A 13,698-nucleotide genomic window follows, 5' to 3' on the forward strand; every position below is an offset into this window, starting at 1 on the left:
TTAAGGCTAAATTTATTAATAATAAACAATCTATTAGAACAAGTGATATTGCGTTGCTAGGAGTTTAAAGCTCATAGCAAGGGACATAGTGACCACTAGCGGCTTGATGATCTTAGTGCCTTTAGTCACAACCAAACGTGACCCCAAAGTCGCACCAATCGCTTGCCCAGCCAGCATGACTAACCCCAATAACCAAATCACTTTACCACCCAAGGCGAAGAAAATCAGCGAAGCTATATTGGTTGAGAAATTAAGTAGTTTTGCATGGGCAGTCGCCTTCGCCAGACCAAACCCCGCCAACGATACAAATGCCAGCGCAAAAAAGCTTCCCGTACCAGGACCAAAAAAACCATCGTACAATCCCACGCCTAAAGCAGCAGTAAAAGCAAATGCGGTAGGTGTCAGCACTTGATGCTTATCGTCTTCAGAAATCTTTTTCGAAAATAAGAAGTAACAACCAATTGCCAAAATCAAGAATGGCAACATTAATTCCAGCACTTTAGTATCGACGAGTTGAACGAGAATCGTGCCTAACGCCGCGCCAATAAACGCACAAAACAAGGCTAATTTAACGGATTTAAGATCCACTAACCCTTTGCGGACGAAATACAAGCTCGCAAAAAAACTACCACCACAGGCCTGTAGCTTATTTGTGCCTAAGGCAACCGCAGGCGGCAAGCCTGCCCACATGAGTGCAGGGATCGTCAACAAGCCACCACCACCGGCGATAGAGTCGATAAAACCAGCCACCATAGCGACGGCAAAAAGTATCGCTGCGATCTGTAGAGTCAGTTCAAATTCCATAATGATTTATTATTCTTCAGATAAAAAATGGAGTAATTGCTGAGCATTAGACTGCGTTTGCCAAATAAACGCAAAGGAGTTATTGTCGCCACTGCGTGAGCTAAACTCACGCAAAATCTATAATCCGGTTCGGATTTGCCCAGTTATAGGAGATAAAATGTTGACCGAACTGCCGCCACTCAATTCCCTCCGCGCTTTTGAAGCCGCCGCGCGCTTGCAAAGTATGACACTGGCAAGCAAGGAGTTGCATGTCACCCATGGTGCGGTCAGTAAACAAATCCGAGTATTAGAGGATTATTTGGGTTTTGCGCTTTTTGTGCGCTTACATAAAAAAGTCAGTTTAACCGATGAAGCCAAGCGCTATTTGCCCCATGTCCAAGCCGCGCTGCAAACCCTGTCAAGTGCAACGAGTGACCTACGCCGCCAGCCTTCTAAGCCACAAACCTTAGCCATCAATGTGCTGCCAAGCTTAACCATTAATTGGCTCATCCCGAGAATGGAGCAGTTTAAGTCACGCCATCCGCACCTTTATGTCGATTTGTCGATTGGTGACTTTGCCGTGGACTTTAGCCAAGGCCGTTATGATATTGCGATTCGCAGCTGCACAGCTATTCCTAAGGGCGCGAATTATATCAAACTGATGGATGAGGATTTGTGTTTGGTTTGCGCGCCTTCGTTAGCGCCAAAACTGCAAAATATCAAAGATATCAATCACGTCACCTTACTGAAACACACGACAAGACCCGAACTGTGGGAATATTGGGCAGAAAAAGTGGGCCTAACACTCACTCAAGCACAAACCTTTGGCGTCGAGCATTTCTACATGCTGAGCCAAGCCGCCGCGAGTGGCATGGGGGCAGCGCTTATTCCGCGATTTTTTATCGAAGAGCAATTGGCAAACGGCAGTTTAGTCATTCCCTTTGACGCCCCTTTTACCAGCCCCTATCGCTATTACCTGCTCACACCCAAATCCCCTAGCCTGCCGTTAAAAGCCCAAGCTTTTATCGACTGGTTGTTAGAAGTGTTTGCCCCTTATCGCCACTAAACAACATTTGGAATGTCACCATTCCAGCAAAGTGCAATAACGCTATGTGAGCAAAATAAGACTATTGAGTACTGAAAACAAGTGCAACAAATGGGCGCAAAAAAACGGCAATAAAAAACCACCAAGAAGGTGGTTTTTTAGACTCAAAGGTCAAAGCAAATCAGCATCAGTGATTGCAATGAGCACCGTGGACATGCTCATGGTCATCATCTTCCATAAACTCGTCATCACCGTCTTGGTGTTGCATTACGCCCCAACCGTCGGTCATGCCACCGAATTCAGCGGCAAAATCATTCAACATGACTTCTTGCTCAACCAAAGTGTCGTAATCAGGTACCATATTGAGGCAAACAATGATTTCCCACTTGCCCAGCTCATCATTCAGATTCAGCTCAAGCTCGCCTTGCAAGTCAGAATTTGTGAGTTCTTCTAACGCCGTTTCAGCATCACGTTGGTCATCAAAAACCAAAAAGAAATCAACATCTAACTCTTTTGTTAAATCGATTCCTGCTTCAGCCATTGCGGCCAGCATTTTACCATTGTCATCATCTGGAAATTGCATATCTTGCTCCACTGTTTCAGGCTTATTCTGCCGCAATGATTTGAACTGATTCACCATTAAAGCTGACGATATCGCCCGCAATAATTTTTTTACGCTTACGAGTTTCAACTTCACCGTTCACTGTGACTTGACCTTCCTCGATAAAATGTTTGGCTTCGCCGCCGGCATTGCTCATGCCCTGCACTTTTAATACTTTGTACAATTCAATGAAATCTTCGCCAGAATGCAAAGCCAATTGATTAATTTGCGCCACTTAATACACGCCTTCTAAAAATAAACCTGCGGCATTATACCAGCACCGCATAAAATCCGCTGAAGATAATTTGGCTAGAGACGTCTTTCATCGGCAAGTAAGCCGAAGACCGATTCATCGAGCCAGTTATCACCGACTTTGAATTGCTGCCTGAGTAAGCCTTCAAACCTGAAGCCACACTTTTCAAGAACCCGCGCCGATGCATGATTATCTTTGGCGCAATGACCAACAAATTTATGCACATTAAAACTTAAGCAGGCCCAATCAATAACCGCCATTAAGCTCTCAGTCGCATAACCTTTGCCGTGGCCCTCTGCGGCCAGTAAGTAACCCACTTCTGCACGCTGCTCATCAAGGCTTTGACAATAAAGGCCTGTTAATCCGACAAATTGCCCTGTATCGACGGTCTCAATCACTAAGGTGAGCCAATCGCCTGAACCGTAAAACCAAGTATCGGAGCGCTGCTGAAACTTACTGCGGATCACCTCTTGCGACTCTGGCACTCGCACATAGCGATTAATCTCAGGATCGCTGTGCAACGCATAAAAATGTTCCCAGTCGCTATCTTGTAAGCTCCTGAGTTTCAATCTATCGGTGTAGAGTTCCAGCATAGTGACTCCGTGATGAGCAGATAAAACAAAAACGGCAGCAAACGCTGCCGTATCAAACAAGCTGTATCAAATAAGCCGTAAAACTTACGCGCGGCTGGTCACTTCTAGTAAATGAAAACCAAATTGCGTTTTAACTGGACCTTGCACTTCGTTTAATGGCGCGCTGAAGACAACTTCATCAAACTCTCTCACCATCATACCAGGACCGAATGACCCCAATTCGCCGCCTTGGGCACCTGATGGGCAAGAAGAGTGCGCGCGAGCAATTTGAGCAAAATCCGCGCCTTCCAATATTTGCTGTTTCAGCGCTTGGCATTGCTCTTCGCTGCTAACTAACAAATGTCTTGCTGTTGCCTGGACCATAGTAAAACTCCTGTGAGGATCATGAGACATTTGCCCCAAATATCATTGATATTCCCATTAAAACATCCGTTTTAACAGGTTTTGAATCAACAGTATAAAAACTTTCTGTTGAATAAAAAAGTCTTAAAATGCCGTCATTCACATCAAAGTCAAATAACGGCAAATTACGGGCTAAGCCTGTTTAGACGCTATCCAACGGTCAATTTTATTTTCCATAACCGCCATAGGTAATGAACCTGAGGTGAGGATTTGATCGTGGAACGCTTTTAAATCAAATTTATCGCCCAAGGCTTTTTCAGCGCGGGCGCGCAGTGCCAGGATCTTCAGCTGGCCGACTTTGTAAGACAAAGCTTGACCAGGGATTGCCATATAGCGCTCCACTTCAGCGACTATGTCACTTTCAGCCATCGGCGAGTTATCTTTCATGTACTGAATCGCTTGTTCACGACTCCAGCCTTTTGAATGAAGACCAGTATCCACCACTAGGCGCATCGCACGCAGCATTTCATCGGAAAGCTTGCCAAAATACTGATAAGGATCAGTAAACAAGCCCATCTCAATACCTAAGTACTCAGCATAAAGTGCCCAACCTTCCTCGAATGCCGTATAACCACTAAAACGCTGGAACTCAGGCACACCAGTTAACTCTTGCTTGATCGCAATTTGGAAATGATGCCCAGGAGCAGCCTCATGTAAAGATAAGGTCGTCATGCCCCACTTTGGCTGCGCCTTAAGATTATAAGTGTTGATATAGAACACGCCTGGACGACTGCCATCCACCGCTGGCGACTCGTAAGAAGCACCCGCTGCAGATTGCTCTCTGAAACTTTCAACTGGCTTAACCACGTAATCAGCTTTAGGCATCACATTAAAGTAGTTAGGGAGCACTTGATTGATTTTATCTTTCAACACCATATAACCATCAATCAAACCTTGACGGTCGCTGTAGAAATACTGAGGTTCGGATGATAAAGAGGCGAAAAATGCCTTTAAATCGCCCTTAAAACCGACTTGCTCACGTACCTTATCCATCTCAGATAAAATTCGCGCCACTTCACTTAAGCCAATTTGATGAATTTCATCCACAGACATAGTGGTGGTCGTATGTGAGTTCGCCAGATGCTGATACCAAGCTTTGCCGTTAGGCAAACCAGACCAGCCGTCAGTCGCCCGCGACTTAGGTAAGTAGGTTTGCTTAAAGTAATCACGCAAGTTCGTTAACGCTGGCACGATACGCTCGGCTATCATGGCTTGGTAACGAGCTGTCAATTCCGCTTTATCTTGCTCAGAAAAACTCTCGGGGAAATGTTGAATGGGTGAGTAAAAAATACTCTGAGTCGCATCAGTCGTTAGCATAGCGTCTAACTGGGGAATAATGCGCTCTACTAACACCCGCGGTAGCACCACTTTACTTTCAATGCCTTGATTCATCCGATTTTCAGCAAGCGTTACCCACTTGATAAAACCATCAACCCTCTGTTCCCAATTACGATAATCATCGACAGTATTAAAAGGTTGCGCACTTTCGCCACTCCCAAGCTGCACCATAGTAATGACAGTGCTATAGAACTGGCTTATCGGCATAAAACGTGAAGGGAAAGTTTCGTCAACTAACGCCATATCTCGGTCATAGACAAACAGGTCATAACTTAACTGTAGATCCGCGGGCAGTTGTTTTGGATCTATCGCGCGCACCTGGGCTAAATAGTGAGTGTTAAGATCATGGCGAGCCTTGAGGTAATCCTCAGTTAAATCACCGCCGAAATCAGCGTTATAGTCATTAACACCAACAAAAGTAGCGTAAATAGGCTCAAGCTTTAGGTAATCTTTAAAATAAGCATCCACTAGCGATAAATAGCGCTGCTCTGCTGTTTGTGTTTCGCCCTGCTCAGCAACGGCATTTGATTGACTGTTTTCTTGAACTGCCGTGGCTTCAGGCTTAGAACAACCTTGAAGGGCAAAGATTAACGCTATCGATCCTGCCAATAAACCCAATTTCATTTTATTATTTCTCCTTTTTGGCCCGCTATTGCAGAACTGTTTCTATACTTAGTTCAAGGTCTGCTATCGGAGTTAATCTATGATCTACTCGTTCCGCAACTCAGGTTTCAGGGATCCAGAAACTGGAGTCTATAACCAAACCTATTTCATGGAAGTATTCAACCGAGAATGGCATCGTCATATAAGAGAACACCAAAGCTTGGCACTATTGTATCTGTGCCCTCACATTCATGAAACCGTCAAACAACCCCATTTACTCGAATTCTTTACCAAACAAGTGCAAGAAGCACTATTAAGAGCAACAGATATGATAGCTAGACTTGATCATAATCACTTCGCACTGGGTTTATTCAACATAGATGAGGAGGGAGCTGAGGTGGTGTTAAAACGAATAGAACAACAAATTTCTGATTTCAATCAAAATTTTGGTAAAAATCATAAACTGACAATCGATTATAAACTGGCCGCCTGCATTTGCTTGCCAACGCAAGAAAACAAAATCGAATCGCTCTTCAGTAATGTCAGCCAACTCTCACAAGATCTTGAAAAAAATCATGATCAATCTCAAGCTTTAATCCGCTTACAGTAAATTTTTGACATTAAATTACATCAAATAAAAAGCCCCTTACGGGGCTTTCAAATCTGATACTAAACTGCCAAGCACTTACAGTGTGATGTTATGCATACGTGCTTTCTCTTTGATATAAGAGATATAGCTTTTTGCACTCTTCTCAGTCTTTTTATCGTTGGCAGCTAAGACTGCACGGTTATAAGCTGACTTGTACTGTTTCAAACTTAAATGAGCCAAAGCTAATTCGAAGTTTGCTTCGCCAGGATGATCAATACCCATAGATATGGCTTTTTCAAGCACAGGGATCGCTGCAGTGTATTGTTCATTCAAGTTCAGTAAGCGACCTTGTTTCAAGTAAGTCTTACCATCATTGCTGATAGCTGCAGCTTTACCATAATACTCAGCGGCTTGTTTAAACTCTTTTGCATTCTGATAAAAACCAGCCAAAATCTCTAGAGACTTAGCATCCTCAGCGATCAAGCCCGATTTCATATGCTTCTGATAGACTTTAGCGGCTTGATATGGAGCACCTTTCTGTGCCATCAATTGTGCTAAACGAGTAATGTTACCCGCACTATCTAAGAAACCATTTCTATAAGCTAAATCGTAAGTTGCAAGAGACTTGTCATAGTCTTCAACCATCAGATAAAACTGCGCTAATTGAACCCATAATCTGCCATCATCCGGGAATAATGGCACCATGACTTCTAACACGCCAACAGCTTTCTTATACTTCTTTTGATTGAAGTAAGAAGTTAGCTTCATCTGATATAAGCCTTTATCAGGAGTCTCAGCTAATGAAAGACCTTTATCGGCCACTTCAATCACTTTATCCCACTGTTTTAGCTCAGAGTGTGCAATACCAATACGACGATAAATTTGAGAGTCAGCTTTACAAGTAAAATCCATCCACTTGTAATAGTAAGGAATTGCTTCCTTGAATTTCTTCTCTTGTAACAGTAAATCCGCATAAAGACGCATGGTCGCAGCATGATCCGTTCCACCTAAAATATCAGCTTCAACAGCTTGTTTTAGGTACTTGATCGCAGTATCCATTTTGCCTTTCTCGGCATAAAAGTTACCTAGCATGCGTGCAACATAGGCTTTATCGAAATCGTTCTTTGCATTTGCTTCGAGCAAAATAGCAATGGCTTCGTCCAGTTGACCATTAGTATAAGCTTCAAACGACTTCTGAACTTTTTTCGCAGCGCCTTCACCTACAGCTTTAGATTGACGTTTATCGATCTCACACTTTTCAGCTGCTACCGCAGATGAAACAGATAATCCGCCACAAATAGAAAGCAATAATAGAGCTGCGATTTTATTAACATTACGCATCGTTATTTGCCTCCTTTATCTAAGGTAAAGTCCAGCTGAACCGTCTGACCTGGTTGCTTCAGTGGCTTGCCATCAACAATCTTTGGCTTGTACTTCCACTTCTTCAGTGCTCGGATCGCTTCTTTATCAAATAAACGTTTTGGCTCTGCTTGAATAACTTCAACGTCATCGATACCACCGAGTTCGTTGATAGTGAAGCGAAGTTGTACCCAACCCTCTTTACCATCACGAGCCGCAGCAATTGGATACTGTGGTTCGATACGAACGATAGGCGTAGCATCACCATCGCGAGTCATCATGTTACCTAATTTAAAACCAGTACTTGCACCACCAGCCTCTACACCACCCATATTGAACGACATTGCTGTATCAATATTACTTGATGAATCAGGTGGCGTTGTATCAGGCTTCTGTGGTTGCTCTGGTGGTGGTGGTGGCTTAGGCACTACCCTTGGCTTATTCTGTGCTTTTGAATCCTGTCTATCCATAGTGATTTCAATTACAGGGGTCTCGGCCGATGTTTCGCCGCGCTGTGCGCCGCCACCGACCAAGAACGCCATAAAAGCGAACAGACCAAAAGTCACAGCAGCACCAATAATGATCGATACTAGTGCTCTTAGCATATTAATCGTTCCCCGCAGATACCGAAATTTTATCTATACCAGCTGCTTTCACTTGGTCTAGAACTTTAACAACTAAGCCGTGTTGCGTATCTTTGTCTGCCTGGATCAGCACAGCTGCTTCAGGAGCTTCTGCCAGCATACGCTCAACGTTTGCTGTTACACGTTCGATATCAACCTGACGGTTTTCCATCATGATCACGCCCGTTTTACTGACGCCGATAAAGATGTTAGCCGAAGGCTTCGAAGTCGCTTGTGAAGCTTTTGGTTTGTTATAGTCCAAACCAGATGGTTTCACGAATGACGTTGTTACAATGAAGAAGATTAGCATGATGAACACGATGTCGAGCATCGGTGTCATATCAATTTGCGCTTCCTCATCTATACTGGAATGCTTTTTACGTGCCATGTTCAATCTCTCTCTAGTGGTGCGGCATGCTGTCTTTTAGCTTTTCTAAACTGATTTTCATTTTGGCATCGAGGCGAGTACTGAAGAATACTCCCGATAATGCTGCAACCATACCTGCCATCGTAGGCATAGTCGCCATTGAAATACCAGCCGCCATCAAACGAGCATTACTCGTCCCCTGAACTGCCATCACATCGAACACTGAAATCATACCTGTTACGGTACCTAACAAACCTATCATTGGACAAATTGCCACTAAGGTTTTAATAATCAGCATACGTGCATTCAAATCTTGCTTTGCTTGGGACATCCAAGCTTCACGGATGCGGTGTGCATACCAAGAGGTCGTTTCCTCTCTGGCGTCCCATGCAGCTATGATTGCTTTATGTTGCTTTGGTGATATCCAATTAAGATACCAATAACGCTCAAGCATCAATACCCACATTAAGAACAGAACACCCGCTACAAGCCAGAGGACGTCGCCTCCGGAGGCCATGAAGCCCCTGACGGAATCCCAAATGTCCATCAGGTATAGCGTCATTAGTCAGCCCTCTTCTCAGCATGTGCTGCGATAATACCAGCGCTTTGCTCTTCAAGGATCTGAACGATTGACTTACTACGGGCAACAACCACTGCATGCATTAACATTAACGGCAGAGCAGCAACCAGACCTTGAACTGTAGTGATAAGCGCCATAGAAATACCGCCAGCCATCAGTTTTGGATCGCCAGTACCAAATAATTGGATACTTTGGAAGGTTGCAATCATACCCGTCACTGTACCTAACAGACCCATCATAGGCGCGATAGCGGCCAATACTTTGATGATTGAAATACGCGCTTCCAATGCTGGAGTTTCTTTAAGAATCGCTTCATCCAATTTCAACTCTAACGTTTCAACATCAACGTCTTTGTTTTCTTGGTAAACTTTCAAGATACGACCTAAAGCGTTATTGCCAGGCTTATCGACGTTCTTACGTTGGCTATTCACGCGAGCACCAATAATCGTCATAGTGACAAGGCGTTCGATAGAGATTAATAAACCAAGTGCCAACAGAGCAATAATGATGTAACCGATAGTACCACCAGCTTCTAAACGATCTTCAAAGCTAGCTTTGTTGGTGAAGATGTTTAGCAGCACGCCGCGTGCAGGGTCAACATAGAATGGCGCAGTACCTGAAGTGATTTTTTCCCAGTCAGCAACAGCGCTAACTTGGTAACCTTCTGGTTGTTGAGATAACTGCTGAATTAAACCTAACTCAGGGTTATAAACAACGTACTTGCCATCAGCAGTTAAGTTGTAAGCACCAACACGATGGATAGTCGTTGTTTTAACGCTTCCGTCGATTCCAGTAACTGAACCTTCAAACTTAACAACCTTGCCAGACTCAGCCATTTCAAACAGCTGTTCTTGCCAAAATTGCTCTAGCTCTTCAATTTTAGGTAATTGTTTACGTGCACCTAAATCAGCGATGAATTTATCACGATTTGGGTATTGAGCACTGATGTTTGAGCTTGCCAGTTTACCAGCGAAATCACCGGCTTCACCTTTAACCACACCAAACATCTCACCCAAGTCACCTTGAGCAGTTTTCAGATCTTCTTCTAACTGAGCAATTTTACGCTCGTTATCTAAGAACGCTTGGTTTAAATCTTTGCCGCGTTGTTTTTCAGCCGCTAAAGCATCTTTCTCGCGCTTTAACAGTGCTGCTTTATCACCACGTTCGGCTTGGAATTCTTGCTCACGTTTACTGTTGATTTTGCCTTCTGCAGCACGTTCAACTTTAACTTGTTGCAATAATTGGTCAATCGACTTAGGCGCATCTGCAGCGCTAGCCATACCAGCAGTTAAAGAGAAACTTGCAGCCAACACAGCTGTAGTAATTAACTTCTTCATTATTGTGCAGTCTCCGCAGCAGGAATTGGTAACGCAAATAGATCTAGAGCACCTTGTTTACGGGCAATGCGGATACCTTTAGTCAGTTCACGCAAATAGCTGTCATCTAACTTATCCCAACCCTTAGATTCTGGGTTGTACATCCAGCCAGTCTTTTGATCTAAACTCTGTGCATAAAGAGCAACACGACCTAAGTTAAAGAAGTCAACCAACACTTCTTTACCATCTAGGTTTAACTTACCTTGGTTAACAGCAACCGCGCTACCATATTCACGCTCGATGCTATAAGCATCAAGGATTAAACGGTACTTTTCGGCTAAAGTCACTTCAGCAGTATTAAGAAGGTTTTTCAGCTCATTAACACGATTAGTACGTACTTCAGAGTTGAAAGGTAAATCTAATTGAACAAACTGTTCTAATGACTCAACCATTTTAAACATTAATGGCACAACACCTTGGCGAAGTTTATCAACACCATTAATGTCGCTTTGTACTGAATCCATTGTCTTTTGTTGATCAGCAACTAAGCTGGCAACGTAATCGTTATATGATTTCAGTGATTCACGCTCATCCGCGACTGAACCATATTCAAAAAGCATGTCTTGTGCTTGATCAAAATACTTATCAACGTTCTTTTGCGACGCAGCAGCATCAGCATGGATCATACTATCCGCTTTCTGCACGTCGGTAAGAGGATCTGCAACAACGAAGTTGCTGCTCGCTAATGCCAGCACGCCAACAAGTGCAGTAGCGATTTTTGTTCTATTGCTTACCTTGGACATAGTTCCCAACCAATTTGAAGTGAATAAAAGGTTTAACTTACCAGCAACAAAACGAGAAGCAATTAATGCTCGCCGAAAAAATTACTGTAAGTTCGTCTTTCTCTTGTGATTCTTAGTTTTTTCTTCCCTTTCCTACGCCCCTACAGGCATAGACCCGCTGGCATCATTTCACAAAATGTTGACCTGTGTCAACATTTCGGCCGACTAAAAACTAGTGTAAAGAGGCGCTATGAATAAAAAATTTTACGAAAGGTGTTTTTTTAAACAAAATATCACCGAAAAAGTTAATTTAATTGAGAAGCCAAAATAAAATATCGATAAAAAACATTAAATTTCATAACCTTGAGATAACTCACCTTTGATCCAACTGATTTTATTAATTAACATTTTTCAACATGAAACTAACTCAAGCAGGTAATCTTTACTTGCATCTAGACTTTGGAATAGAGGATTTTACAGAGGTGGTAGAGCACGGATTAATTAATCAAGACACTTTTACAGCTGTAACTAAAAGTAACTTATCTAACCTAAGATCGGTTTAACAAGCAATTACTGCGATAGCATTAAACTCTGCGTGTACTGGTCAACCCAAACTGGACACTTTTACTTGAGAATTTTCAAACTCTACCGGTGACAGATCGTCATTAGCAGAATGCAGCCGCTCCAAGTTGTAATATTTCATGTAAGCCGTCACATCTTGCTTCATAAACTCCCTTGTTGGTTGATTAACTTTAAAAATCCAATCGTGTTTCAAGCTCCCAAAGAAACGCTCAACAACAGCATTATCCCAACACGCACCCACATCACCCATGCTGGCTCGGATACCATAGCTCAATAGCAGCCTACCGAATTGCTTACTGGTATATTGCGAGCCTCGGTCACTGTGGAATACCAGCCCTCGCGCTGGTTGTCGCAGGTTGTAGGCTTTTATTAATGCCTTAGATATCAAATCTGTGGTCATGCGTTGGTCTATGTGCCATCCCACAATCCGGCGTGAATATAAATCCATCACCACAGCTAAGTACATCCAGTCTTCACCCGTCTTTAAATAGGTCACGTCACTCGCCCAGACCTGATTAGCCGATACTGGATTAAAGTTCATGTTTAACAGGTTATCAGCCACTGCATCTGAGTGTTTTCGCTGTGTCGTCACCTTGTAAGCACATCGCTGGGTTACTTTGAGTCGAAGGCGGTGCATAATTTTACGAACGAGATAGCGACCAATCTGGTAGTCTTCCTTGCGCAATTTTTTCACCATTTCACGATTCCCTAAGCTGCCTCGACTTTGCTTAAATAGCTGTCTAAAAGGCGATAAAGCTTCAGTGTTTCAAGGCTTATCACGTTTGCAGGGCGTTTATGTCAATCGTAATAGCCTGATTTACTGACACTCATTACTCGACATAACAGTGCTACGGGAAACAGGTTGGATTGCCGTTTGATGAAACGAAATTTTACTTCATTTCTTTCGCAAAGAAGGCGCTGGCCTCGGTGTGCCCCTTGGGTATTTTTAGAGTTTCTCCATTCGTAATTCTTTGTTTTCTTTACGTAATCGTTTTAGCTCATCACGCTCAGACTCTTCTAAGGTGACACCTTGTTTCAGGGCTTGGTGTTTTTCCTTCCAGTTGTAAAGCAGGCTCGTGCTAACTCCAAGATACTTTGCCGCATCGGCAACGCTATAACCTTGCTCTAGCACCATCAAGACAGCTTCATCTTTAAATGCCTGGGGATAACTCTTATGTGATTTCTTCAGACTCATATAGACCTCTTAATTTATTGACCATACTGTCTCAAAATTAAGTGTCCGATGGAATTAGACCAGAACACTTTGAATCTCGTGGGAAGCCAAAAACTTGATATTTCAATCAGATAAAGGCTGCCATCATACCAGCCTGAAATACCATCAGCGGCTGTGGAAATATCAAATCAGCCAGAGCATGAGCCGTCGCGGTAACTGCTGGGATAATGCGCCAATGGAACGGTTTTTCAGAAGTTTAAAAACGTAATGGCTCCCGATACAAGGCTACAAGAGTTTTAGCGAAGCTAAACAAGATGTGACCGATTACATCATTGGTTATTACTGTAAAGTCAAGCCACATCATTACAATGCAGGATTGAGCCCAAATGAATCAGAGCGATGATTTTGGGAAGATTCTAAAGCTGTGGCCAAATTTAGTTGACCAGAACAATTTCCGAGCAGTCGATCAATACGCTTGATATTATGTTTGGGGGCAACGTTACCAGTTATGTTCCGTCCTAACTGGTTTAACGAGAGTTGATTGCCATCGAGTAAAAACTCAGTAGCAAACATCAGAGAATTAAGGCGTTTTTGGTGTATTTGAGGGCATTGTTTTTTGAATAAATCGTGTAATATGTCGATATCATGCATGATGCTGGATCTAGTAGGTTTTTGGCGAAATTGATTAGATAAAACAGCATCATGCAT

14 protein-coding genes and 3 pseudogenes are annotated in these 13,698 nt (G+C 43.2%); 3 read left to right on the top strand and 14 right to left on the bottom strand.

What is annotated here, in order from left to right; all coding sequences use genetic code 11:
• Window positions 1-33: 33 nt before the first annotated feature.
• Window positions 34-804 carry a TSUP family transporter gene (locus tag Q4Q52_RS17350; RefSeq protein ID WP_106650169.1) on the bottom strand — a complete coding sequence of 257 codons (771 nt, stop codon included), beginning with the start codon at window positions 802-804 and terminating at the stop codon, window positions 34-36.
• A 157-nt stretch (window positions 805-961) separates the two neighbouring features.
• Between Q4Q52_RS17350 and Q4Q52_RS17355 the strand changes: the two genes are divergently transcribed.
• On the top strand, window positions 962-1,849 hold the full coding sequence (locus tag Q4Q52_RS17355; protein WP_311991198.1) for a LysR family transcriptional regulator: 888 nt from the start codon (window positions 962-964) through the stop codon (window positions 1,847-1,849).
• A 166-nt stretch (window positions 1,850-2,015) separates the two neighbouring features.
• Here Q4Q52_RS17355 and Q4Q52_RS17360 read toward each other — a convergent pair whose 3' ends face one another.
• The 5 genes from Q4Q52_RS17360 to Q4Q52_RS17380 all read right to left on the bottom strand — a co-directional run bounded on the left by Q4Q52_RS17360 (window position 2,016) and on the right by Q4Q52_RS17380 (window position 5,639).
• Window positions 2,016-2,411 carry a ribonuclease E inhibitor RraB gene (locus tag Q4Q52_RS17360; protein ID WP_011846490.1) on the bottom strand — a complete coding sequence of 132 codons (396 nt, stop codon included), beginning with the start codon at window positions 2,409-2,411 and terminating at the stop codon, window positions 2,016-2,018.
• Window positions 2,412-2,433: 22 nt separating this feature from the next.
• Entirely contained in the window at window positions 2,434-2,664 is a 231-nt protein-coding gene (locus Q4Q52_RS17365; RefSeq protein WP_006081165.1) for an RNA-binding S4 domain-containing protein, read from the bottom strand.
• 74 nt (window positions 2,665-2,738) lie between these two features.
• Window positions 2,739-3,275 (bottom strand): GNAT family protein, encoded by a 537-nt coding sequence (locus tag Q4Q52_RS17370; RefSeq protein ID WP_311900202.1) that lies wholly within the window; start codon window positions 3,273-3,275, stop codon window positions 2,739-2,741.
• 84 nt (window positions 3,276-3,359) lie between these two features.
• Window positions 3,360-3,638 carry a peptidylprolyl isomerase gene (locus Q4Q52_RS17375; RefSeq protein ID WP_006081163.1) on the bottom strand — a complete coding sequence of 93 codons (279 nt, stop codon included), beginning with the start codon at window positions 3,636-3,638 and terminating at the stop codon, window positions 3,360-3,362.
• Window positions 3,639-3,809: 171 nt separating this feature from the next.
• Complete coding sequence (locus Q4Q52_RS17380; RefSeq protein ID WP_311900199.1) at window positions 3,810-5,639, bottom strand: DUF885 domain-containing protein; 1,830 nt, start codon at window positions 5,637-5,639, stop codon at window positions 3,810-3,812.
• Between the two features lie 79 nt (window positions 5,640-5,718).
• On the opposite strand from Q4Q52_RS17380, the gene Q4Q52_RS17385 reads away from it, so the two are divergent.
• Window positions 5,719-6,228, top strand: coding sequence for a diguanylate cyclase domain-containing protein (locus tag Q4Q52_RS17385; protein ID WP_006087408.1), 510 nt, complete (start codon window positions 5,719-5,721; stop codon window positions 6,226-6,228).
• A gap of 75 nt (window positions 6,229-6,303) precedes the next feature.
• On the opposite strand, the gene Q4Q52_RS17390 is transcribed toward Q4Q52_RS17385, so the two are convergent.
• The 7 genes and pseudogenes from Q4Q52_RS17390 to Q4Q52_RS17420 form a co-directional block, all read right to left on the bottom strand.
• Window positions 6,304-7,548: a tetratricopeptide repeat protein gene (locus tag Q4Q52_RS17390; RefSeq protein WP_220592595.1), complete on the bottom strand. Its 1,245-nt coding sequence runs from the start codon at window positions 7,546-7,548 to the stop codon at window positions 6,304-6,306.
• A gap of 2 nt (window positions 7,549-7,550) precedes the next feature.
• Complete coding sequence (locus Q4Q52_RS17395; protein ID WP_006087406.1) at window positions 7,551-8,171, bottom strand: energy transducer TonB; 621 nt, start codon at window positions 8,169-8,171, stop codon at window positions 7,551-7,553.
• Window position 8,172: 1 nt separating this feature from the next.
• Window positions 8,173-8,577, bottom strand: coding sequence for a biopolymer transporter ExbD (locus Q4Q52_RS17400; RefSeq protein ID WP_311991199.1), 405 nt, complete (start codon window positions 8,575-8,577; stop codon window positions 8,173-8,175).
• Between the two features lie 13 nt (window positions 8,578-8,590).
• On the bottom strand, window positions 8,591-9,118 hold the full coding sequence (locus tag Q4Q52_RS17405; protein ID WP_006087405.1) for a MotA/TolQ/ExbB proton channel family protein: 528 nt from the start codon (window positions 9,116-9,118) through the stop codon (window positions 8,591-8,593).
• Window positions 9,118-10,473: a MotA/TolQ/ExbB proton channel family protein gene (locus Q4Q52_RS17410; protein WP_006087404.1), complete on the bottom strand. Its 1,356-nt coding sequence runs from the start codon at window positions 10,471-10,473 to the stop codon at window positions 9,118-9,120. The genes Q4Q52_RS17405 and Q4Q52_RS17410 overlap by 1 nt, the downstream gene beginning before the upstream one ends.
• On the bottom strand, window positions 10,473-11,255 hold the full coding sequence (locus Q4Q52_RS17415; protein ID WP_220592594.1) for a DUF3450 domain-containing protein: 783 nt from the start codon (window positions 11,253-11,255) through the stop codon (window positions 10,473-10,475). Before Q4Q52_RS17415 ends, Q4Q52_RS17410 begins: the two co-directional genes overlap by 1 nt.
• Before the next feature lie 583 nt (window positions 11,256-11,838).
• A pseudogene (locus Q4Q52_RS17420) lies at window positions 11,839-13,011 on the bottom strand (IS3 family transposase).
• A 68-nt stretch (window positions 13,012-13,079) separates the two neighbouring features.
• Between Q4Q52_RS17420 and Q4Q52_RS17425 the strand changes: the two are divergent.
• Window positions 13,080-13,393: pseudogene (locus Q4Q52_RS17425) on the top strand (integrase core domain-containing protein); the annotation flags it as partial.
• 47 nt (window positions 13,394-13,440) lie between these two features.
• Here Q4Q52_RS17425 and Q4Q52_RS17430 read toward each other — a convergent pair.
• Window positions 13,441-13,641 (bottom strand): annotated as a pseudogene (locus Q4Q52_RS17430) (IS4 family transposase); the annotation flags it as partial.
• Window positions 13,642-13,698: the final 57 nt, after the last annotated feature.

The organism is Shewanella sp. SP1S2-4, assembly GCF_031932075.1.
Classification (GTDB): domain Bacteria; phylum Pseudomonadota; class Gammaproteobacteria; order Enterobacterales; family Shewanellaceae; genus Shewanella; species Shewanella baltica.

Coding starts and splice junctions, on each gene's coding strand:
- Q4Q52_RS17350 (WP_106650169.1), bottom strand. CDS start 804: ATGGAATTTGAACTGACTCTACAGATCGCAGCGATACTTTTTGCCGTC.
- Q4Q52_RS17390 (WP_220592595.1), bottom strand. CDS start 7,548: ATGCGTAATGTTAATAAAATCGCAGCTCTATTATTGCTTTCTATTTGT.
- Q4Q52_RS17370 (WP_311900202.1), bottom strand. CDS start 3,275: ATGCTGGAACTCTACACCGATAGATTGAAACTCAGGAGCTTACAAGAT.
- Q4Q52_RS17385 (WP_006087408.1), top strand. CDS start 5,719: ATGATCTACTCGTTCCGCAACTCAGGTTTCAGGGATCCAGAAACTGGA.
- Q4Q52_RS17375 (WP_006081163.1), bottom strand. CDS start 3,638: ATGGTCCAGGCAACAGCAAGACATTTGTTAGTTAGCAGCGAAGAGCAA.
- Q4Q52_RS17400 (WP_311991199.1), bottom strand. CDS start 8,577: ATGGCACGTAAAAAGCATTCCAGTATAGATGAGGAAGCGCAAATTGAT.
- Q4Q52_RS17395 (WP_006087406.1), bottom strand. CDS start 8,171: ATGCTAAGAGCACTAGTATCGATCATTATTGGTGCTGCTGTGACTTTT.
- Q4Q52_RS17415 (WP_220592594.1), bottom strand. CDS start 11,255: ATGTCCAAGGTAAGCAATAGAACAAAAATCGCTACTGCACTTGTTGGC.
- Q4Q52_RS17380 (WP_311900199.1), bottom strand. CDS start 5,639: ATGAAATTGGGTTTATTGGCAGGATCGATAGCGTTAATCTTTGCCCTT.
- Q4Q52_RS17355 (WP_311991198.1), top strand. CDS start 962: ATGTTGACCGAACTGCCGCCACTCAATTCCCTCCGCGCTTTTGAAGCC.
- Q4Q52_RS17405 (WP_006087405.1), bottom strand. CDS start 9,118: ATGACGCTATACCTGATGGACATTTGGGATTCCGTCAGGGGCTTCATG.
- Q4Q52_RS17410 (WP_006087404.1), bottom strand. CDS start 10,473: ATGAAGAAGTTAATTACTACAGCTGTGTTGGCTGCAAGTTTCTCTTTA.
- Q4Q52_RS17360 (WP_011846490.1), bottom strand. CDS start 2,411: ATGCAATTTCCAGATGATGACAATGGTAAAATGCTGGCCGCAATGGCT.